Source organism: Tardiphaga sp. 813_E8_N1_3 (assembly GCF_051811025.1).
Taxonomy (GTDB): Bacteria; Pseudomonadota; Alphaproteobacteria; order Rhizobiales; family Xanthobacteraceae; genus Tardiphaga.
In genome coordinates, this window is sequence record NZ_JBPWQE010000001.1 from 1,406,446 (window position 1) to 1,427,910 (window position 21,465).

General features: G+C 62.4%; 19 protein-coding genes and 1 riboswitch. Of the genes, 9 read left to right on the forward strand and 10 right to left on the reverse strand.

Annotated elements, in window-relative coordinates; translation table 11 throughout:
• The first annotated feature begins 52 nt into the window (after positions 1-52).
• Positions 53-1,516: a cobyric acid synthase gene (locus AB8A33_RS06585; protein WP_439092033.1), complete on the forward strand. Its 1,464-nt coding sequence runs from the start codon at positions 53-55 to the stop codon at positions 1,514-1,516.
• On the opposite strand, the gene cbiB is transcribed toward AB8A33_RS06585, so the two are convergent.
• Together cbiB and AB8A33_RS06595 are read right to left on the reverse strand one after the other, a co-directional pair.
• Positions 1,513-2,481 (reverse strand): adenosylcobinamide-phosphate synthase CbiB, encoded by a 969-nt coding sequence (gene cbiB, locus AB8A33_RS06590; RefSeq protein WP_439092034.1) that lies wholly within the window; start codon positions 2,479-2,481, stop codon positions 1,513-1,515. The two genes, AB8A33_RS06585 and cbiB, sit on opposite strands and share 4 nt — an antisense overlap.
• The gene (locus AB8A33_RS06595) at positions 2,481-3,347 is read right to left on the reverse strand and encodes an ABC transporter substrate-binding protein (protein ID WP_439092035.1); all 867 of its coding nucleotides are present in this window, start codon (positions 3,345-3,347) and stop codon (positions 2,481-2,483) included. The genes cbiB and AB8A33_RS06595 overlap by 1 nt, the downstream gene beginning before the upstream one ends.
• Positions 3,348-3,356: 9 nt before the next feature.
• Here AB8A33_RS06595 and cobD point away from each other — a divergent pair, with 9 nt between their 5' ends.
• Entirely contained in the window at positions 3,357-4,343 is a 987-nt protein-coding gene (gene cobD / locus AB8A33_RS06600) for a threonine-phosphate decarboxylase CobD (RefSeq protein WP_439092036.1), read from the forward strand.
• A 12-nt stretch (positions 4,344-4,355) separates the two neighbouring features.
• Here the strand turns inward: cobD and AB8A33_RS06605 are convergent, their stop codons facing one another.
• The 5 genes from AB8A33_RS06605 to AB8A33_RS06625 form a co-directional block, all read right to left on the reverse strand.
• Positions 4,356-5,138, reverse strand: a complete 783-nt coding sequence (locus tag AB8A33_RS06605) for an ABC transporter ATP-binding protein (RefSeq protein WP_439092037.1) — start codon at positions 5,136-5,138, stop codon at positions 4,356-4,358.
• Positions 5,135-6,160, reverse strand: a complete 1,026-nt coding sequence (locus AB8A33_RS06610; RefSeq protein WP_439092038.1) for a FecCD family ABC transporter permease — start codon at positions 6,158-6,160, stop codon at positions 5,135-5,137. Before AB8A33_RS06610 ends, AB8A33_RS06605 begins: the two co-directional genes overlap by 4 nt.
• The gene (locus tag AB8A33_RS06615; RefSeq protein WP_439092039.1) at positions 6,154-8,130 is read right to left on the reverse strand and encodes a TonB-dependent receptor plug domain-containing protein; all 1,977 of its coding nucleotides are present in this window, start codon (positions 8,128-8,130) and stop codon (positions 6,154-6,156) included. The genes AB8A33_RS06610 and AB8A33_RS06615 overlap by 7 nt, the downstream gene beginning before the upstream one ends.
• Positions 8,131-8,162: 32 nt before the next feature.
• Positions 8,163-8,366, reverse strand: a riboswitch (cobalamin riboswitch).
• A gap of 46 nt (positions 8,367-8,412) precedes the next feature.
• Positions 8,413-9,201, reverse strand: coding sequence for an alpha/beta fold hydrolase (locus AB8A33_RS06620; RefSeq protein ID WP_439092040.1), 789 nt, complete (start codon positions 9,199-9,201; stop codon positions 8,413-8,415).
• Between the two features lie 3 nt (positions 9,202-9,204).
• The gene (locus tag AB8A33_RS06625) at positions 9,205-10,500 is read right to left on the reverse strand and encodes an O-acetylhomoserine aminocarboxypropyltransferase (RefSeq protein ID WP_439092041.1); all 1,296 of its coding nucleotides are present in this window, start codon (positions 10,498-10,500) and stop codon (positions 9,205-9,207) included.
• Positions 10,501-10,636: 136 nt separating this feature from the next.
• Here AB8A33_RS06625 and AB8A33_RS06630 point away from each other — a divergent pair, with 136 nt between their 5' ends.
• From AB8A33_RS06630 to AB8A33_RS06655, 6 genes are all read left to right on the forward strand, one after another.
• Entirely contained in the window at positions 10,637-10,879 is a 243-nt protein-coding gene (locus tag AB8A33_RS06630) for a hypothetical protein (protein ID WP_231079818.1), read from the forward strand.
• 120 nt (positions 10,880-10,999) lie between these two features.
• Complete coding sequence (locus tag AB8A33_RS06635) at positions 11,000-11,269, forward strand: hypothetical protein (protein WP_439092042.1); 270 nt, start codon at positions 11,000-11,002, stop codon at positions 11,267-11,269.
• 900 nt (positions 11,270-12,169) lie between these two features.
• Positions 12,170-12,583 (forward strand): DUF3830 family protein, encoded by a 414-nt coding sequence (locus tag AB8A33_RS06640; protein WP_439092043.1) that lies wholly within the window; start codon positions 12,170-12,172, stop codon positions 12,581-12,583.
• A complete protein-coding gene (gene puuE / locus AB8A33_RS06645) occupies positions 12,583-13,518 on the forward strand; it encodes an allantoinase PuuE (protein ID WP_439092044.1) in 936 nt (311 codons plus the stop codon). The genes AB8A33_RS06640 and puuE overlap by 1 nt, the downstream gene beginning before the upstream one ends.
• Positions 13,519-13,542: 24 nt before the next feature.
• Positions 13,543-14,430, forward strand: a complete 888-nt coding sequence (gene uraD, locus AB8A33_RS06650; RefSeq protein ID WP_439092045.1) for a 2-oxo-4-hydroxy-4-carboxy-5-ureidoimidazoline decarboxylase — start codon at positions 13,543-13,545, stop codon at positions 14,428-14,430.
• 75 nt (positions 14,431-14,505) lie between these two features.
• Positions 14,506-15,279 (forward strand): substrate-binding domain-containing protein, encoded by a 774-nt coding sequence (locus tag AB8A33_RS06655; protein WP_439092046.1) that lies wholly within the window; start codon positions 14,506-14,508, stop codon positions 15,277-15,279.
• A gap of 51 nt (positions 15,280-15,330) precedes the next feature.
• Here the strand turns inward: AB8A33_RS06655 and AB8A33_RS06660 are convergent, their stop codons facing one another.
• On the reverse strand, positions 15,331-16,725 hold the full coding sequence (locus AB8A33_RS06660) for a nucleobase:cation symporter-2 family protein (RefSeq protein ID WP_439092047.1): 1,395 nt from the start codon (positions 16,723-16,725) through the stop codon (positions 15,331-15,333).
• A 219-nt stretch (positions 16,726-16,944) separates the two neighbouring features.
• Here AB8A33_RS06660 and pucL point away from each other — a divergent pair, with 219 nt between their 5' ends.
• A complete protein-coding gene (pucL, locus tag AB8A33_RS06665; protein ID WP_439092048.1) occupies positions 16,945-17,784 on the forward strand; it encodes a factor-independent urate hydroxylase in 840 nt (279 codons plus the stop codon).
• A 243-nt stretch (positions 17,785-18,027) separates the two neighbouring features.
• On the opposite strand, the gene AB8A33_RS06670 is transcribed toward pucL, so the two are convergent.
• A complete protein-coding gene (locus AB8A33_RS06670; protein WP_439092049.1) occupies positions 18,028-20,634 on the reverse strand; it encodes a molybdopterin-dependent oxidoreductase in 2,607 nt (868 codons plus the stop codon).
• The gene (locus tag AB8A33_RS06675) at positions 20,631-21,452 is read right to left on the reverse strand and encodes an FAD binding domain-containing protein (RefSeq protein ID WP_439092050.1); all 822 of its coding nucleotides are present in this window, start codon (positions 21,450-21,452) and stop codon (positions 20,631-20,633) included. Before AB8A33_RS06675 ends, AB8A33_RS06670 begins: the two co-directional genes overlap by 4 nt.
• Between the last annotated feature and the right edge of the window lie 13 nt (positions 21,453-21,465).

The window sequence follows — 21,465 nt, forward strand, 5'->3', positions numbered from 1 at the left end:
CGAAAAGTGGGCGCCGGTTTTCGGAAAAGATCATGCTCATGAAAGAAAACATATGAACCTCACCACGCCCGCGCTGATGATCCAGGCGACCGGCTCCAATGCCGGCAAGTCGACGATCGTCGCTGGCCTCGCGCGGGCGCTGGTGCGGCGTGGCTTGAAGGTGGCACCGTTCAAGCCGCAGAACATGTCGAACAATGCAGCGGTGGCCATGGACGGCGGCGAGATCGGCCGCGCGCAGGCGGTGCAGGCTCGCGCGGCGAAGCTGCCGCCGAGTGTGCATATGAACCCAGTGTTGTTGAAGCCCGAGACCGATACCGGTGCGCAGGTCATCGTGCAGGGTCGGCGCTGGGGCACGCTGCGGGCGAAGAGCTATCTGGAGAAGAAAGCTGCACTCCTACCAGCGGTGCTTGAAAGTTTCTCGCTGCTGGCCGATCAGGCTGACATCGTTCTCGTCGAAGGCGCCGGCAGTCCCGCGGAGATCAATCTGCGCGCTGGCGACATCGCCAATATGGGCTTCGCAGCGGCAGCCAACATCCCCGTGGTGCTCGCCGGCGATATCGATCGTGGCGGTGTCATTGCGAGCCTGGCCGGCACGCATCTGGTGCTTGAGGCCGAAGAGCGCGCGCGCATCCACGGCTTCATTGTCAACAAATTTCGCGGCGATCCCAGCCTGTTCGACAACGGCCTTAAGGCAATCACGCGGCTGACGGGTTGGCCATCCATCGGCGTGTTGCCATGGCTGCCGCAAGCTGCCTTCCTGCCGGCCGAAGATGCTGTCGATCTCGATCGCACCCATGCGTCTTCATCAACGCGCATCATCGCGGTGCCCGTTCTGGCGCGGATTGCCAATTTCGACGATCTCGACCCGCTCGGCATGGAGCCCGGCGTGAAGCTTGTCTTCGTGCGGCCGGGCGAAGCCATCCCGGGCAATACTGACGTGGTCGTCATTCCCGGCAGCAAGTCGACCATCGGCGATCTCGCCTTCCTGCGTGCGCAGGGCTGGGACATCGACATCAAGGCGCATGTGCGCCGCGGCGGCCATGTGCTCGGCCTGTGCGGAGGCTACCAGATGCTGGGTAAGACGATCGCCGATCCCGATGGTGTCGATGGTTCGCCCGGGTCGGTCGATGGCCTCGGCCTGCTCGATATCGCGACGCTGATGAGCGCGGATAAATCCACGACGCTGGTCACCGGTACGCATTGCGCGACTGGCGCCGCGATTGAAGGCTATGAAATCCATCTCGGTCGTAGCGAAGGTGTCGACTGCGCGCGGCCGCTGGTGATGATCGATGGACGGCCTGATGGTGCCGCTTCTGTCGATGGACGCGTGCAGGGCACTTATGTCCACGGCCTGTTCACGGGCGATGCATTCCGCAAGGCGTGGCTGGCCAATCTCGGCATTGCCTCGTCGCTGGCCTATGATGCGCAGATCGAAGTTGCGCTCGATGCGTTGGCCGATCATTGCGAAAAGCATCTTGATATCGATCGGCTGATCGAGATCGCCCGCAGCCGTTAGAGCAATAGCGCCAGCGCCGCATAGATCACCGCCTGCAAGACGCAGGCTGCGACGAACACGCGAAGCGCCCGGCCGATGTCATCGGGCTCAGCCGCGCGTCCTTCGGCATTGAGATAGGGATCGTTGACAGCGCCCTCGGCATAGACGCGCGGTCCGGCTATTGCGATCCCGAGCGCTCCAGCCATGGCACTTTCCGGCCAGCCGGCATTGGGCGAGCGGTGTTTTCCGGCGTCGCGCGTCATGATCTTCAATGACGAGATGATCGATCCGCGTGCGACCGGCGCAGCGAGCGCGACTAGTAATCCCGCCAGCCGTGCCGGGATTAGATTGACGAGATCGTCGAGCCGCGCCGCCGCCCAGCCGAAATCCTGATACCGCACGCTGCGATGACCGATCATGGAGTCGGCGGTGTTGATGGCCTTATAGGCGATCAGGCCGGGCAGCCCCAGCAACGCCAGCCAGAACACCGGAGCGACAATACCATCGGAGAAATTCTCGGCGGTGGATTCGATGGCGGCGCGTGCGACGCCGGATTCGTCGAGACGCTCAGGATCGCGGCCGACGATCATCGCGACGGCCTGTCGCGCTGCAGGCAAGCCGCCGTCAGTAAAGGCACGATAGACGCGGGCCACATGCTGATACAGGCTGCGTTGCGCGATCAGCACGGAGGCGATCAGGCCCTTTACCAGAACTCCGAACAGACTCGGCTCAAATAGGTCTTCGAGCGCGCCGCCGATGGCAATAGCGCTGCCGACCAGCAAGATCACGGTCACGATACCCATGGCCTTGCGCCTGGCACGTGACCAGCTCTCCCGGTTGAACTGGTTTTCCAGATATCCGATGACATGGCCGATCCAAACGACCGGATGCGGTGCGCGTCGCCACAGCCAGTCAGGATCGCCGATCACAGCATCGAAGGCGAGAGCCGCGATGACGATGTAGAGCGTGTCATCCGAGGCCAGCATCAGCGATCAACGCGCTGGAGTTCTGTGGCGAGGCGATCCAGAGCCTGCGCCAGAGTGGGGCCTCCGCAAACAGTGAGCTTTTCCGGAATCACGATACGTTTGGACGGTGGATAGAATTTCTCCAGCGCCGGATGCAGCAGGAAGGCGCGGCCTTCGTCTTCGGCATAATCGTTGCTGTCGGTCACCAGCAGAAAATCCGGCTTCAGACTGACGATCGCTTCCAGCGAGGCATAACCACCGGCCTTGAGACCAAGCTCACCGCCAGCATTTATCAGGCCGGCCGCCGAGAGCAGTGATGTCGTAAGATTGTCTCCGCCGGATACCCAGCCACGGCGCGAGACCGCGAGAACGCGAAATGGCTTGCGCCGCGCCGCTTCCCGCGCATGCGCCATCGCAGCATCGAGTTTTGCGATCTCCACATCGGCGCGGTCCGGGTGCTTCACCAGGGCACCCATCTGGCGCAGTTGCTTTTTCACGTCCTCGAATGAGCGCGCTGGATCGAACTCGGCCACGCGCAGACCTTTGTCCTTCAACAATTCGCGCGTCGCGCGTTTGGTATACCGGCCTGCCACGACGATATCGGGCTTGAGAACCAGCACGTCCTCGGCTTCGCCGGACAGCCGCGGAAATTGCGCAGCCTTTGTCGCGTCCCAGGATCGCGCGGGATCGCGTGCATAGGGACTGAGGCCAAGGATCTGTTCGGGGTCGGCAAGGGTGGCGAGCAGCTGGTCGGTGCAGAGATTGATCGACGCGATGCGCGGCTGCTCGGCTGTATGTGCGGGAGCTGATGCGCAGATGCTGCCGAGTAACGCTGCAGCCATCAGCACGTTACGTAACCCCTCGCGCTTGACGCTGGAAAATGGCATGACACACGCATGAAACATGGTGGCGATCTTACGCAGGCGATGGCGGAATTCGGCGGCGCGCCGGACCAATGGATCGATCTCTCGACCGGGATCAATCCATGGCCGTGGCCTATTCCTGCCAACCTGCCGAGCCATCTTTGGGAACGCCTGCCGACGCGTGCCGACGAACAGGTGCTGCTGTCCGCTGCGCGCGGCGCTTACCACGTGCCCGGTGGCGTGGATCCCGTTGCCGCTGCCGGTACGCAGGCGCTGATCCAGTGGCTGCCGCATCTCGCCGCGCCTGGAGCCGTTGCTATCGTCGGGCCGACCTATAACGAGCATGTCGCGGCCTGGCGCGCCGGCGGACATGAGGTTGGCGTGATCGGCAGCCTCAGCGCGTTGCCTGATCATGCCAGGCATGTCGTGATCGTCAATCCAAACAATCCCGACGGGCGTATCGCCACGCGCGATGAACTCGCCGATGTTGCCGAGATTCTGCAACGGCGCGGCGGCTGGCTGGTGATCGATGAGGCTTTCGCCGATATCGATCCCGCGATCAGCGCGGTCGATCTGTGCGCAACGTTGCCGGTGGTGATCCTGCGCTCGTTCGGGAAATTCTATGGCCTCGCGGGCCTGCGTCTCGGCTTCGCGCTCGCGGCTCCGCTGATCGCGCAGCGTATCGCGACTGCCATCGGCCCATGGGCGTGTTCCGGACCGGCGCAGGTCATCGGCGCGGCCGCTTTGCGCGACGAGCGCTGGGCCACACAGACTCGCGTCGCGCTGGTCGCCCAGGGTATCAAGCTTGACAATGTGTTGGCCGATGCCGGTTTCGAGATTGTCGGCGGCACGCCGCTGTACAGGCTGGCGCGACATGCCGACGCCCTGAAATGGCATGCCGCATTGGCCCGGCAGCAGATCTGGTGTCGCCACTTCGACTGGAGCCACGAGCTGCTGCGCTTCGGCTTGCCCCCCGATGCGGCCGCTCTGAGCCGGCTTGCTTCCGCGCTGGCGAAATAGCCGCCACATCGCTCAGACTCCCGCCCAAGGCAGGATGATCGTTTCGTTCCGGTGTTCGGCGCGATAGGTGCTGATGCGGAACACATTGGCGACGATGTCATCGGACAGCGCCTGTTGCGGTGCGCCTTGTGCTGCGAGGCGCCCATCGGACATCACCAGCACCGTATCGGCGAAACGCGCGGCGAGGCCGAGATCGTGTGTCACCACGATCACCAGCACGCCGCTGTCGGCGATGTCGCGCAGATTTGTTATGACGTCGATCTGGTAACGCGGATCGAGCGATGCGGTCGGTTCATCCGCCAGCACGATCGGTGCCTCGACAGCGAGGACGCGTGCGAGCGCGACGCGGCTGCGTTCGCCGCCGGAGAGTTCGGTCACACGCCGATCGGCAAAGGCGACGATGTCGGTGGCCTGCATCGCGCGCTCGACCGCAGCCCTGTCCGATGATGTCAGTCGCGCCGGATCGGTCGCGCCATGCGGATAGCGGCCAAGAGCGACCACGTCCTTCACGTCGAGCGGCCAATGCACGACATGGCCTTGCGGCAGATAGCCGAAGCGCTTTGCGCGCTCGCGTAGCGACAAGGACGCCAGTGTATGGCCTGCGACATGGATCGCGCCGGTGGACGACTGCAATCCCGCCAATGCGCGCAGCAGCGTTGTCTTGCCGGCGCCGTTCGGGCCGACCAGGGCGACGAGGTGCTGTCGGTGTAGCGAGAGCGAGACATCGTGCAGCACCTCGCGTCCGGAGAGCGTGACGTTCAGATTGCTTGCGGTGAGCAGCGCCTGATCGCTCATGCGACGCCTCCGCCCAGAGCGCGACGCTCGCGCATGATGAGATAGAGGAAGAACGGCACGCCGATGATCGAGGTCAGCACGCCGACCTTGATATCGGTGGTCGACGGGATGATACGCACGGCGATATCGGCGGCGAGCAGCAGCGCCGAGCCGGTGAGCGCACTCGGGATCAGCAATCGTGCGGGATCGTGACCGATGATCGGGCGCATCAGATGCGGTGCGATGAGACCGATGAAGCCGATCGTGCCTGTGACTGCGACAGCGCCGCCAACGCCGAGCGCGACGCCAAGGATCACCAGCAGGCGCAGACGGCTCACATTGACGCCGAGGCTCTGTGCGGTTTCTTCGCCAAGGCTCAATGCACGGAAGGCCGAACGCTGGCTCATCAGAATGATTGCGCCGGCGACAATGAATGGCAGTGCCAGCGTGACGTGACGGAAGCTGCGGTCTTCCAGCGAGCCGAGCAGCCAGAACGCAATTTCGAGCGCAGCGAAGGGATTGGGCGACAGGTTCATCACCAGCGCCGTTGCGGCGCCTGCCAGGCTGGAGATTGCGAGACCCGCGAGGATCAGCAGCAGCAGGCCCGCATTGCGGCCGGCGATGCCGAGCAGCACGAAGACAGAGAGAAATGCCATGGTGATGCCGGCAACCGGCAGGGCCCACGAGCGGACATCGGCCCAGCCGAGCGAGATCATCAGCACGGCACCGAAGGCTGCCGATTGCGGTGCGCCAAACAGCGAAGGCGAGGCGAGGGGATTGCGCAGCAGGCCCTGCAGCGCGGCGCCCGACAGGCCGAGGATCGCGCCGATCGCCAGTGCCAGGATAGCGCGGGGCAGGCGGATTTCGCGCACGATGATCTGCTGCACGTCGCTGCCGCCGCCGAACAATGCATCGAGCACCGTCAGCGGCGAGAGTTTGACAGGTCCTGTGCCGAGCGAGCCCAGTGCCAGCAGCGTCACGAGACCGACGAGCGCGATGGTCGCGATCGTCCGGCGGCGTGCTGCTGGCGCTGTGGTTACCATGTGGTGTTAAAGCCTGCGTAAGCTGCAGGTCCCGTGGTGCCGAAGTTCAGCACTTCCTGGTAATGCTCATTCAGGATGTTCTCGCCGCGGGCGAAGACCTTCCAGTTCGCATCGATCTTGTACTCGGTATAGAGATCGACGCGCGTATAGGCATCGACCTGACCGACCTGATTGGCGCTGCTGAAGCGCTTGGAGAACGTCGTCACGCGCGGCTCGATCATCCACCTGTCGGTCGGCGTGATCGTGAGCGCAAATCGGGCAGCGTTCTTTGGCCGGCGTGCCAGCACGGTATCATTGCCGACGTCTTGGGCGTGCAGGTAGGTGTAGGCCACGTTGAATTTTACCAAGCCCGGGATGACATCGACATTGCCGCCCACTTCGAGACCGCTGGTCTCGGCGCGCGCGACATTGTTATAGCAGCCGGTCGTCTGGCCAGCGGCGCATGCACTAGGTGTAAACGATACAAAGTTGATCAGATTGCTGTAGTCGGTTGCGAAGCCTGTGACCGAAAGGACCACGCGACCGTTGAACAGGCTCTGATCGACACCAGCATCGTAGCCAAAGTTCGTTTCAGGGGAAAGCGACGGGGTGCCGTTGGCCTGTGAGTAGAGCTGGAACAGAGTTGGTGCCTTGGCGCCTGTTCCAGCGCTGGCGTGAAATTTGGTCCCGGTCTCTGTGATGTTGTAGGCGGCAGTCGCGCGCCACGTCTCGAAGCGAGCGACATCGACGACGTCATCTACGCGCCCGCCGAGGGTGATGTTCAGCCGCTCTCCGATCGGGACTGACCACAACGCGAACACCGAATTTGTGTCCTGCCGTTTCGACAATGTGGAGGTCATTGCAGCCGGTGTCGGAAGAATGCCCGTGGTGAAAGTCTGTGCCGTTTCGCTCTGGGTCTTGGCACCGTAGATCAGCGAGCCGAAAGCGCCAAGTTTCAGCGTCGCTTGGTATTCTGCGCCGAGACTGTTGCCCCAGTAATCCAAGATCCTCGCGGTCGCGCCCGGCGGCGGCCGCATACTGAGTGGATAGCTGAGCTCGGTGAACGAGCGCTCGGTATGGGTGTTCGACACAGTTACGTTGTGCGTCAACACACCACCAAAGGAGTCAATGCCAACGCGGCCGTAGACTGTTTGCAGGAGGCGGTCAGTGGACGATCCCGTGTCTGGATATGTGCCGCTGGCCGCATCGTATGCCGCGCGTGTGAAGGACTGCACGATGCCTGACTCAAGCCGGATGCCTTCACCGGCGTCATAGCCGATGCGCGCCGAGCCACCGACGCGATCGAAACTGTCGTTTTCGAGATTCGGAAACTTCGCTTCGAGGGCAGGGATGCGATAGCCGTAACGCGAGAAGCCGTTGCTGTGCTGGCCGCCACCGGTGAAGGCGTAAGACCACGGACCGTTGGAGCCGGTCAGCGATCCCTGTGTGACGACGGTGCCATAGCTGCCGGCTTCCGTGCGCACATTGACCTGCGCAGGGCCGGAGCCCTTCTTGGTAATGATGTTGACTACGCCGCCCATCGCGTCGGATCCGTAGAGCGCACTCTGCGGCCCTTTCAGGACTTCGATGCGCTCGATGGCCGAGGGCGTGAACATCGCGAATTCGAAGTCGCCTGATGCAGCCGTGGGATCGTTGACGCGGATGCCGTCGATCATCACCAGGGTCTGGCCGGTATTGCCGCCGCGCAGGCGCACATTCGCGGTGCCACCGGGGCCGCCGTTTTCGCTGATATCGAGGCCAGGCACGGTGCGCAGCGCATCGACCAGCGAGCCGGGATTGCTGGTCGCAATGGTCTCGCCTGAGACGACGCTGATCGAACTGCCAGTGCGATTGAGCTGTTCGGGCGCTCTGTCCGCCGTCACCACGATTTCAGAGAGCTGCTCGGCACTGGACTGCGCATGCGCAGCACTGTGAGAGCAGGACAGAACAACAACGGCCGCAGTGCCTGCGGCCAAATTCCGGATAGTCATTTAACCCCTTCCGTCGACCCACCGTCGAACGAGTGTGAAACTCGTTACCGGCCGGTCTCCTGGCTCGCGGTGGTCTCCCGGTCCGCCTTCCCGAATCTGCGATGCAAATTCAGTGGCTTTGTGGACCCGGAATGGCCGCTTACAGTTGCGGGGGCAGCCGCGGCATAGGGGATATTTCCCCGCACCGCATTCCCGTTTCACCTCCTTGCGGAGGCACCGATAATACCGGACAGGAAGCACAGCGCGCCGCGCGGTGCAACAGCCATCGACCCGTTCCAGACTCTATTGCGCGATCTGTAGCGCGGCGAGCACGTCGTCGGGGCGTTCGACCATCATCATGTGGCCGGTGCCGGGTAGAATCACCGTGCGGGCGTTTTTCAATGCGGCGGCCAGGGTCTTGCCGGCCTTGGCGGGAGTCATCATGTCCCGCTCGCCGAGGATGAGCGTGACAGGGATATCAAGCTGGGCCGCAGCGGTCAGCGCATTCTGGTATGTATTGCAGGCGTTGAGATCGGCGAACAGCACGCCCGGCTTTGTGGCTTCGAGCACGCGCTGCGCGCCGCTATGCATCCACAGCCCCGGCGCGAGGCTGCCGCCGAGTTCGGCGCGAAAGCCGAGCCCCCAGATCGACACCATGTCGATGGCGGAATGCTGATTGGCTTCGGCATCCTTCAACAGATCCGGGCCGACGGTCATCGTTCCTGCCGTGCCCATCAGGTCGAGGCGCGTGACTTTACCGGGATGCCGTGCGGCGGCCTCCAGCGCGATCAGCGAGCCCATGGAATGGCCGATCAGCCGCGCGGTCTTTGCGCCCGCTGCCTCGATCAATGCTGCGGTCCAGTCGGCGAGATCGGCGATGGTCGTGAGCGCTTCACCCTTTGAGCGTCCGTGGCCGGGCAGATCCGGCGCGAGCACCGCGAAGCCGTGATGCGCGAACCAGCGCGTATGCAGCGCCCAGGTCGAGTGATCGAAGCCGGCGCCGTGGATCATCACGACCACTGGCAGGGAAGGATCGAATGTGCGGCCACCATTCGCGATATAGGTCTCGTGACCGTTGACGGTGAGTTGCATCGCTCAGCCCTTCTGCGAGATGCGCAGCGCCTGCGCGAGGTCATCGATGATGTCGTCGGCGGCTTCGATACCGACGGAGAGGCGGATCAGCTCCTCGCCGATGCCGGCGGCCTTGAGTTGCTCGGCGTCCATCTGCTGATGCGTGGTGCTTCCGGGATGAATGACCAGTGTCTTGGCGTCGCCGACATTGGCAAGATGGCTGGTTAGCTTCAGCGCCTCGATGAATTTGCGCCCGGCATTGCGGCCGCCCTTGATGCCGAAGGAGACGATGGAGCCGGCGCCGCGCGGCAGCAGGCGTTTCGCCAGCGCATAGTCCGGATGATTCTCCAGCGACGGATGCAGCACCCAGTCGACCGCCTTGTTGGCCGTGAGCGCCGCCAGCACCGCATGTGTATTGGCCATATGGCGCTCCATGCGGATGCCGAGCGTCTCGACGCCTTGCAGGAGCTGGAAGGCATTGGTCGGCGAGAGACACGCGCCGAAATCGCGCAGGCCTTCGGTGCGGGCGCGCATGATGAAGGCGGCATTGCCGAACTGCTCGTCGAAGACAATGCCGTGATAGCCGGCATAGGGCTCGGTGAGTTGCGGGAATTTTCCGGAGGCGTGCCAGTCGAAGCGGCCACCATCGACGATGACGCCGCCGATGGCGATGCCGTGGCCGCCGATCCATTTGGTGGCGGAGTTCATCACGATGTCGGCGCCGAGCTCGATCGGCCGCGACAGGAACGGCGTCGCGAAAGTATTGTCGATCAGCAGCGGGATCTTCGCGGCATGGGCGATGTCGGCGACGGCGGGAATGTCGAGCACTTCGAGGCCGGGATTGCCGATGGTTTCGCCGATCACCAGTTTGGTGTTCGGCTTGATCGCCGTCTTGAAGGCGTCGAGATCGCGCGGCTTGACGAAACTCGTGGTGATGCCGAAGCGCGGCAGCGTGTGCGCCAGCAGGTTGATGGTGCCGCCATAGAGCGAGGACGACGCCACGATGTGATCGCCGGAATTGAGCAATGTGGCGATGGCGAGATGCAGCGCGGCCATGCCGGACGCGGTGCACACTGCGCCGACGCCGTTCTCGAGCGCGGCGAGTCGCTCTTCCAGCACCGCCGTGGTTGGATTGGAGATGCGCGTATAGATGTGGCCGGCGCGTTCGAGATTGAATAGCGCAGCAGCGTGGTCCGAATCCTGAAACACATAGGACGTGGTCTGATAGATCGGCACGGCGCGCGCGCCGGTGATCGCGTCCGGATGCTGTCCGGCATGCAGACTCAGCGTTTCGAAAGCAGGCGGTTTGGGTGCTGGCATGGTCGTTTTGTCCCTGGGCACGATTTGCGACATCTATGGCACGAATCGGATGCGAGTGTGAGCGGCGATATTTCCGCTCATGGAACGAAATGCGGAGTGGCGACTTGTATGACGTCAATCATGTGGGAGATTCGTCGTGAAGAAATTGCTGCTGTGCACTGCGATTGCGGGTCTCGCGTTTTCATCGGTTGCGGCCGAGGCGAAAGGCTGTATCAAGGGCGCGATCATTGGCGGAATCGCTGGCCACTATGCAGGACATGGCAAGGTCGGCGTCGTTGCTGGGTGCGTGATCGGACGCCACGAGGCCAACAAGGCCGATGCGGAACGGGCGCAGAAGGCGCAGCATCCACAGCCGCCGAACGAGAATGGTCGCATCTAGATCGGCGTTGTTCTCAACGCTGGACGATGTTGCTAAAATTTGATGGACTAGACCGGTTCAGTAGAGCCTCACCCTCATCGGGTTGGGGTTCTTTTCGTCTCTGTACGATACCGGACGAGATTGGGCGTAGACGTGGTGCTGCATCGGGATGTGTTTTGGCTCGGCAAACAATGGGCCGTTACCGGCTACGGAATTCAGGCTGTCAGCCAGAAGTACAATATGAAGTTCGATATCGAAGTGTCGCAGATCTGGAATGAGGATCTGGATGCGTTGATGCGCGATGAGCCGTGGTTCGATGCGCAGGATTTTGCACAGGCCGTCGATCGCGCGAGGCAGCGTGCGATGGAAGCACCGCTGACGTTCAAGCCAACGCTGAGCGATGAACGATAGCGGCAGCGCATCATTGTAGGATTCAAATTTCAAACAGCCACTGTCCTTCAGACATGCGTTATCACCCCTGTTGTTAGCGGCGCGGGGACGCCGTCGTGTTTCGCATTCCCGCCCTCCTGAAAGAGGGCGTGCGGAACGCCGGGTGCCCGTTGCACCCTTGGGCCTGATGCGAATGCGGTCTTCCGCATGGTGTTATGCATCAGGACTTTCGGAGGCGCCGAGCAAGTGCCCAGCGTTCCGCCTGCGGTGTTTTTTCGGTTGCTTGCACTTTGCCTCAGCGAACGATCCGATCACCGAATTAAAGTCCCAAGGCGATGGGAAGGGAGCCTCAAGCGAATAGGCCGGACACGTTTTGACTTTGGTCGTCCGTCACACTGTCCAAGGGTCTTTCCATCCGAAGGTTGGCCCTCTCCTTGCCAGTGGCAGTGCTGGCGCAGATCCGTCCTGCCCGAAGACAGACGTCACCCATGAACCGCGTAACGCCGCATCTCCGGCGTCCACCGCATCCAGCCCCGCGAACGTGACGATCGCGCTCGCCCCTCTCATCGGGGCTGGACGAAGGGGAATATAAACCTGATGATGATGGTGTCAATGGAGAATAGGAAAAAATGTTTGATGACATTTCCTCGCCCACTGTCATTCCGGGGCGGGACCGGCGCCGAAGGCGACGAGACTGAACCCGGAATCTCAACGTCGGAGTCTCCGTAGAGCCAAACACTCCGGGATTCCGGGTTCGCGCCGGCCCGCTTCGCGGTCCTTTGCGCCCCGGAATGACGAGCAAGGACAAGGGCCCTGGAATGACGGTGTTGGACCGCCGAAAACTGCGGCTTGCTTCTTTCGCCCCCTGCTGCAATCTGGATAGATCGTTTTTTCAGTCACCCCAATTACGAGATCCCACGGATGAGCCAGCTCAAAGTCCATGTCGGCGACTTCACCTTCGATGCGAAGTTCGAGGAGAAGGATGCCCCCAAGACCGTCGCCGCCTTCAAGAAGGCGATGCCGTTCGTCAGCCAGGCGATCCATGTGCGCTGGAGCGGCGAGGGCGTCTGGATGCCGCTTGGCGATCTCGATTTCGGCGTGCCCTATGAGAACCACACCAGCTTTCCGGCGCCGGGCCACATCATCCTGTATCCGGGTGGCATCAGCGAGACCGAGATCCTGCTGGCCTATAGCGGCGTGCATTTCGCCAGCAAGATGGGCCAGCTTGCCGGCAACCATTTCATTACGCTGACCTCAAATATCGAAAATCTGAAAGAGATGGGCAAGACCGTGCTCTGGAAAGGTGCGCAACCCGTTCGTTTCGAGATGGTCTGATGACATCAGGCGACTATCCCCGCGATCTCCGTGGCTACGGCCGCAATCCGCCCGATCCGAAATGGCCGGGCGGCGCGCGCGTGGCGGTGCAGTTCGTCGTCAATTTCGAAGAGGGCGGCGAGAACAACATTCTGCATGGCGATCGCGCCTCCGAAGCGTTTCTCTCGGACGTGCTGGGTGCGCAGCCCTGGCCGGGCCAGCGCCATGCCAATATCGAATCCATGTTCGAATATGGCTCGCGCGCCGGCTTTTGGCGGCTGTGGCGGATGTTTACCGAACGCAACATGCCGACCACCGTGTTCGGCGTGGCCACAGCCCTGCAGCGCAATCCCGAAATCGTCGCAGCGATGCAGGAGGCGAAGTGGGATATCGCCAGCCACAGTCTGAAGTGGATCGAGCACAAGGATATGTCGGAGCCCGAGGAGCGCTTCGAGATCGCCGAGGCGATCCGCGTGCATACCGAGGCGACCGGCGCACGCCCGACCGGCTGGTACACCGGCCGCAGTTCGATCAACACCATTCGCCTGCTGATGGAAGCCGGCGGATTCAAGTATCTGTGCGATTCCTATGCCGACGATCTGCCTTACTGGATCAAGGGACCCAGCGAACCGCAGCTCATCATTCCCTATACGCTCGATGCCAATGACATGCGTTTCGTCAATCCGCAGGGGTTTGGCGGCGGCGACGAGTTCTTCACTTACCTGAAGGATTCGTTCGACGTGCTCTACGCCGAAGGCGCGACCTCTCCGAAGATGATGACCGTGGGCCTGCATTGCCGCGTCGTCGGTCGTCCCGGCCGTGCGGCCTCGCTGATGCGGTTCCTCGATTACATCGCGAGCCACGAGTGCGTCTGGGTGCCGACGCGTCTTGATATCGCCGAGCACTGGCACGCCAATCTGAAACATCTCGCCGCCGACGCCCGTGCCATCGGATAGACCAGGATTGGGATAAGCCCTGTCATGACAGAGAAGACGCTCGACGAACTCAACAGCTGCAGCAAAGCGGAATTCGTCGCAGCGCTGGCGAATATCTTCGAGTATTCGCCGTGGATCGCGGAGAAGGCCGCGGACAGCCGGCCGTTCGCGGGCGTCAAGCAGTTGTTCGCCGCGATGCGCAAGGTGGTGGAAGAAGCAGCGTCAGGCCAGCGGCTGGCGCTGATCAAGGCGCATCCGGACCTTGCCGATAAAACGCAGCGCGGCGATCTCCTGACGGCGGAATCCAATGCCGAGCAGAACAGCGTCGGGCTCGATCGGCTGTCGGAAGCGGAATATGCGGCCTTTGATCGCGCCAACAATGCCTATCGAGCGAAGTTCGGCTTCCCCTATATCGTCTGTGTCCGCCGCCACACCAAGGATTCCATCCTCGCGGATTTCGGGAAGCGGTTACCGAACGACCCGGCCGCCGAAGTGACCGCATCGGTCGCCGAAATCTGCAAGATAGCTGCGCTGCGTACCGATCTTTTGGTCGATGGCCCGGATCGCCTGCAGGTGCATGGCCGGCTCTCGACCCATGTGCTGGATACCCATAGCGGTCGGCCTGCAGCGGGGATTTCGGTCGAGCTTGTCGAATTGTCGAAGCTCGGCGTCAGCCGCGTGATTGCGCGCACGCTGACCAATCACGACGGCCGCACCGATGTGCCGCTGATCGGCGGCAGGCCGATGCCGATCGGGCGTTATGAACTGACCTTCAAGGTCGGCAGCTATTTTGCCGAACGTAATGTGCCGATGTCCGATCCGCCGTTCCTCGACGAGATCCCGTTGCGGTTCTCGGTCTATGAACCCGAAGGCCATCTCCACGTGCCGCTCCTGGTGACGCCGTGGAGCTACGGGACGTATCGCGGGAGCTGAGAAAGTCGACCCATCCTACATTCGACCTGAATTGGTCGTCTCATCACAAAACAAAAAAAAATCAGGGAGAACGTCATGCGTGGCATTAATCGCCTGCTGCTGGTCGCGGCATTCACATCCATCGTTACAGCCAGCGCCTTCGCCTCCGAAGTCCATGTGATGATCTCCGGCGGTTTTACGGCGGCCTACAAGGAACTGGTGCCGCAATTCGAGAAGGCGACGGGTAATACCGTCGTCACGGCCTATGGGCCGTCGATGGGCGAGACGCCGCAGGCGATTCCGATGCGGCTGGCGCGCGGCGAGCCGGCCGATGTGCTGATCATGGTGGGCTATGCGTTGAGCGATCTCGTCAGCAAGGGCAAGGTAGTCGCCGACAGTCGCGTCGATCTCGCGGATTCGCCGATCGGCGTCGCCGTGAAGGAGGGCGCGCCGAAGCCGGACCTGTCCTCGGCGGATACGCTGAAGGTGGCGCTGCTCAAGACCAGAACCGTGGCCTATTCGGACAGCGCCAGCGGTGTGTATGTCAGCAAGGAGATGTTCGAGAAGCTCGGCATTGCCGACGCCATGAAGGACAAGGCGCGCAAGATCCCGGCGACGCCGGTGGGCGAGATCGTCGCGAGGGGCGAGGCCGAGATCGGCTTTCAGCAGATCAGCGAATTGAAGCCGGTCAAGGGCATCGAGATCGTCGGCCCGCTGCCGGCGGAGCTGCAGAAGATCACTGTGTTCTCTGCAGGGCTTGCGAGCAATGCGCCGCAGCCGGATGCCGGCAAGGCGCTGATCGCGTTTCTGTCCTCGAAGCAGGCCGCGCCTGTGATCGTGGCGAGCGGGCTCGAGCCGAAGGTGAAGTAACACTGGCTCGCTGTCCCTCTCCCCACAGGTGAGGAGAGGGACAGCGCTAACTTAGTGCGTCGCAGCCGCAGCCACGCCCGCCGCTTCGGCCTTTGCGGTCTCCGCGCTGCTGACGCCATTGAAGAATGCGTTCAGGATCACCGCGACCAGCGCGCAGAGCAGGATGCCCGACTCCAGCAGCGGATGCAGGTTGTGCGGCAGGTTCTTGAAGAAGTTCGGTGACACCAGCGGGATCATGCCGAAGCCGACCGAGATGGCGACCACGAACAAGTTGCGCTGATTGGTCTTGAAATCGACCGCTGTGAGGATGCGCGCACCGGTCGCGGCGACCATGCCGAACATCACGAGGCCGGCGCCGCCGAGCACCACCTGCGGCACCGACTCCACCAAAGCGGCCATCTTCGGCAACAGGCCGAGCACCAGCATGATGCCGCCGCCGGCAATGGTCACCCAGCGCGAGCGCACGCCGGTAACGCCGACGAGACCGACATTCTGCGAGAACGAGGTGTAGGGGAAGGTGTTGAAGATGCCACCGAGGAAGGTGCCGACGCCGTCAGCGCGCAGGCCCTTGGTCAGCGCGTCCCTGTCGACTTTCCGATCAGTCATCTCGCCGAGCGCCAGGAACATGCCGAGCGACTCGATCATGACGACGATCATCACGATGCACATGGTGACGATCGGGACGAGGTGGAATTGCGGCATGCCGAAATGGAACGGCAGCACGATATCGACCCAGCCAGCGGTGCTGACCTTGTCGAAATGCATCACGCCGAGCACGCTGGCGAGGATGGCTCCGGCGATGATGCCGAGCAGCACCGAGACATTGGCCAGGAAGCCGGTGCCCCATTTGATCAGAGCGAGGATCACGACCAGCACGAACAGCGCGATACCGAGGCCCTGCAGCTGGCCATAACCCGGATTGGGGAAGGTGTGCGGAACGCCGTCGATCATCTTGGTGAAGGTGGGTATTCCGCCACCCGCCCAGTTGATGCCGACGCGCATCAGGGAGATGCCGATCACCATGATGATGGTGCCGGTGACCACGGGGGGAAACAGCGGCAGCAGGCGGCTGATGAAAGGCGCGACAACGATGCCGAAGATTCCGGCAGCGATGACCGAGCCATAGATCCCGAGCAGGCCGATATCCGGAGCGGCGGCCATTGACAGCATCGGGCCGACCGAGGCGAAGGTGACGCCCATCATGACCGGCAGGCGGATGCCGACGCCGGGAAAGCCGATACACTGGACCAGGGTCGCAAGGCCGCAGGCGAACAGGTCGGCGGAGATCAGGAAGGCGACCTCCTGCGGCGACAGTTTCAGGGCGCGGCCGATGATGAGCGGCACCGCCACGGCGCCGGCATACATCACCAGCACATGCTGCAGGCCCAGCGCGAGAAGGCGCGGGGTCGGGAGGACCTCGTCGACGGGATGGACGCTCACTGTCATTGATCTAGCCCCTTGCTTAGGTGATGAAATATCGTGGCATTATGATCGTCAGATACAAACCTCGTGCCAGACGCCGCTGAAAGCCATTTCGCTCCGCTGGTGTGGTGACCGGTGGCACGAAGGTTGCTCGAAAGTGAGCATTGCTCAATATATTGCCCGGCGACCGAGGTTTCTTGGTCGTCAACAAGGCTAGTCGCCAACACAGACTGGAGGTCGCGCGTGCCGCTCATCAAGAACAGATATGGAAAAGGCCGTGTCCGCATCATGCGGATCCATCGCGACGGCGACAAGCAGGATGTCAGCCAGCTCAGCATCAAGGCGATGCTGGAAGGCGATTTCGGCCGCGCCTATACCGATGGCGACAACTCCACCTCGACATCCACGGACACCATCAAGAACATCGTCAATGTGGTGGCGCGGGAGAATACCGCGCTGTCGACCGAGGAGCTCTGTCAGGTGCTGGCGAAGCGCTATCTCGACCTGTATCCGCAGGCGAGTTCCGTCAGCATCACCGCACATGAGACCAAATGGGCGCGCCTCGCCGTCGATGGCGAGTTGCATCCGCATGCGTTCCTGCTCGACAGCAACGGCAAGCCCACTGTCGAGATTGTCGCGACGCGCGATGGCATGGCCATGAGCTCAGGCCTCGACAACTTCACCTTCATGAAGTCGACCCAGTCGGGCTGGGAGAATTACTACACCGACAAATATTCGACGATCCAGCCGACCAGTGACCGCATCTGCGCGACATCGATGGTGGCGTCATGGAAGTGGTCGGGCAAGCCCGCCAGCTATCCCGCGACCAACAAGACAATTCTGGACACGCTGCTGAAAGAATTCGCGACCACCTATAGTCCGAGCGTGCAGAACAGCCTGTATCGCATGGGCGAAAAGGTGCTGGCCGCCGTGCCGGAAATTTCCGAGATCAGCATGGCCTGCCCGAATATCCACTACATCCTGATGAATCTCTCGACGTTTGGTCTCGACAACAACAACGACGTGTTCCTGCCGACCGACGAGCCGCACGGGCAGATCGAATGCACGGTGGGGCGGGGGTAGCTTTGCTTAACCTCTCCCCGCTCTTGCGCGAAGCGAAGCTTCGCTAGGCGGGGAGAGGTCGCCGCGTCTTCGCGGCGGGGGAGGGGCGAGGCACATCTCCGGATGTCATCCCCGCGAAGGCGGGGATCCATAAACACCAAGGATCGGTTTAAAGCGATGTGGTCGTGGCTCTGCCGCTCTTACCTTGATGATCGTGGCTATGGGTCCCCGCTTTCGCGGGGACGACACCTCTACTGACGTCGACTACTTCCCAAACTTCTTCTGCAACTCCGGAAAAATCCGATCCGGCTTGAACGGCACCTGCGTAAACCGAATCCCTGTCGCATCGAACAGCGCGTTGCCCATGGCCGCCGCAACGGGATTGTAGGGGCTTTCGCTCATCGACTTCGCACCCAATGGCCCGATCGCATCATGCGTGTCGGCAAAGTACACGTCGGTTCGCGGCACATCCGCAAATGACGGCAGATGATAGTCGCGGAATTTCGGATTGACCACGCGGCCGCGGTCGTCGATCACCATCTCCTCGTAGAGCGTGGCTCCCAATGACTGCGCGACGCCGCCTTCGATCTGACCGCGAAGCTGCATCGGATTGGCGACAGCGCCGGCGTCCGCAGCCTGCACGCTCTTGAGAATCTTGATCGCACCGGTACCCTTGTTCACCGCCACGCGAAATCCCTGGACATTGAAGGCGACTGAACGCGGAGTGCCGCCCGACGTTCCGGTGGCGCTGCGTGCATTGCTGTCCGCCTTCATCGCCTCCACCAGCTTTTGCGCGGCGTCATGGGTGGCTTTGCCCGCGACGAATGTGCCGGCGCTGCCATAGGCGCCGGTGTCGTGGCCGCCGTTTCTCGTATCCGACTGGTGCAGATGAATCTGCTCGATGGTGCAGCCGAGTGTCGTGGCTGCGATTTGCCGATGCACTGTCGCGGTGCCGTTGCCGAATTCGGCGGTGCCGACCGTGAGATCGTAACCGCCGTCGTCACGTTTGGCGATGACGACTTCGGCGATATGACCCTGCGGCGGCACGGTGTCGATCATGGTGAGCGCGATGCCGTCGCCGATCAGCCAGTCGTCATCGAGATCGTGTTTGGTCATCGCCTGCATCGCCTGCTCGACCAGATCGAGGCACTGATCGAGACCGTAGCTGCCGATCTTCACGTCGTCATAATGCGTTCCGGCGGGCGACAGCATGGCATCGCCGGGCTTGATGACGTTGTGCCGGCGGAAATCATACGGGCTGATGCCGAGCTGCGCGGCGAGATCGTCGATGGCGGCTTCCACCGCGAACAGCGTCTGCGGCAAGCCGTAGCCGCGAAACGCACCGGCCGGCACCGTGTTGGTATAGGCGACGACAGCATCGACCTTCTTGTTGGTGCAGTTATAGACGCCGAGCGATTCACCGCAGGCGTGAAACAGCACCGGGCCCGCGTGATTGCCATAGGCGCCGGTGTTGGAGAGCACGTCGAGCTGCAGCGCGGTGAGCTTGCCGTGCCTGTCGGCGCCGGCCCTGACCGTGACGCGCATCGGATGCCGCGTCGATGTGGCGATGAATTGCTCTTCGCGGGTCAGTTCCCATTTCACCGGGCGGCCGGTCTTGAGCGCGGCCAGCGCGAGAATATCCTCGACGAACATTTCCTGCTTGCCGCCAAACCCGCCGCCGACGCGTTCGCAGAACACGCGGACCTTGTCGGGAGGCAGCCCGTAGAGCTGCGCAAGTGCACGCCGCGTCAGGAATGGTGTCTGCGTGCTCGAGCGCACGTTCAGCACACCGTCGGCATCGAGCCAGGCCATGCCGCCATGGGTCTCGAGATGGCCGTGCTGCACGCGTTGCGTGGTGAAGGTGCCCTCATAGGTGGCGGCCGATGATGCCAGCGCCGCTGCGACATCGCCGAATTCGCCATGCGTTTCGGCGACGATGTTTCTGATAGCATTGCTGACGCGATGCACCGGCGTCTTGTCAGGGTGAATGACCGGCGCGCCGGGTGCAATGGCGGTGGCGGGATCGAACACCGCGGGCAGGATGTCATAGATAACGTCGATGCGGCGGCAGGCTTCTTCCGCGATGGCTTCGCTCTCCGCGACCACGGCAGCCACTTTCTGGCCGATAAAGCGCACGGTGTCGTCGAGGACCCGCGTATCCTCGGGGTCCATTGCATCGATCTCGTGGCGCGCCGTTGAGAACAGCGTGGCCGGCGTATCCGCATGGGTAAGGACCGCATGAACACCCGGCATGGCGCGCGCTGCTGATGAATCAATCGACACGATGCGGGCATGGGGATGCGGCGAGCGCAGCATCTTGATATGCAGCAAGCCGTCCATGGCGACGTCGAATGTGTAGCGCGCCTTGCCCGTCACCACCTGGGGACCAGCGGGGGCGGGCAGGCTGCGGCCGAAGGCGGTGCCGGGCTCGGCGTCTTCCACATTGGACTTGCCGTCGAGTGCATCTTCGATCGTGCGATAGCCTGTGCAGCGACACAGATTGCCCTTCAACGACGCTCCGAGATCGGCGCGCTGTGCCTGATTGAGCGACGCGCAGGTCACGATCATGCCGGATGTGCAGAAGCCGCACTGGAATCCCTGTGCGTCCAGGAATGCCTGCTGCATCGGATGGATGCCGCCTTCGGACGCGAGACCTTCGACGGTAGTGACTGCATGGCCTTCGGCGCGGAATGCCGGGATGATGCAGCTATGCACCGGCTCGCCATCGAGCAGCACCGTGCAGGCGCCGCAGTCGCCTGCATCGCAGCCCTTCTTGACGCCGAAATGGCCGAGCTGACGCAGGAATGTGCGCAGGCATTGGCCGGCTTGCGGCTGCTCCGAAAAGCTGTGGCCGTTGATCTCGAAGCTCATGGCCTGAAGCCCTGCAGCTCGGCACGGATTTCTTCCGCGAGCCGCAATGTCATCTGCTTGCGCCAGGCCGGTTTGCCGTGAACGTCGTCGTGATAGAGATTGTCAGGGATCCGGTCGAGGATTGCTTCTTCGAGCGTATCGGCATCGGGAAGTGTCGGGAGCGCGATGCGGACAGGACGCTTCGTCGATGCCGTGATCGTCAGCCGCAAACCATCCTCATCAAGGCTTCCTACCAGCAGCGCAGCAGATCGCCCGACCGGCGTCAGCGAGATCTGCCGGAACGCCGAGCGGCGCTTGAACGCCGCGAGAGGAATGGCAATGCTGCGCAGGAGATCGCCCGATATCAGTACGTTACGTTGATCGCCGGTGACGAAGTCCACCACGTCGATCGTGTCTACGCTGCCATCGGCCTTCCAGATCGTGCAGGCACCATCGAGCGCGGCGGTGAGCGCGATCATCGGACCGGCCGGCAGCGACATGCAGAGATTGCCGCCGACCGTTGCGGTCTTCCAGATCTTGAAAGAAGCGAGGAAGGCGCGGCAACATTGATTGATCAGGGGCGATGCGATCCAGTCAGAGGGGCATGGCAGCGCGTCGAGCTGTGCCACTGTGCAGGTCGCAGCGATCTGTAATTCGTCGTCGGTGACGGCGAGAGCTGGCCATTTGAGATCGGTGAGGTCGATCAGCCGCGTCAGGTGGGTCTGCGGTTCGGAGAAAAGCCAGGTGCCCCCGGCGAGCCATGCATCCCCGGCACTCCATGTCGGTAGCTGTTCCCGCGTCGTGGGGCGGGCAATGGACGTGACCGTATTCAAATCCATAGGGCGGTTATGC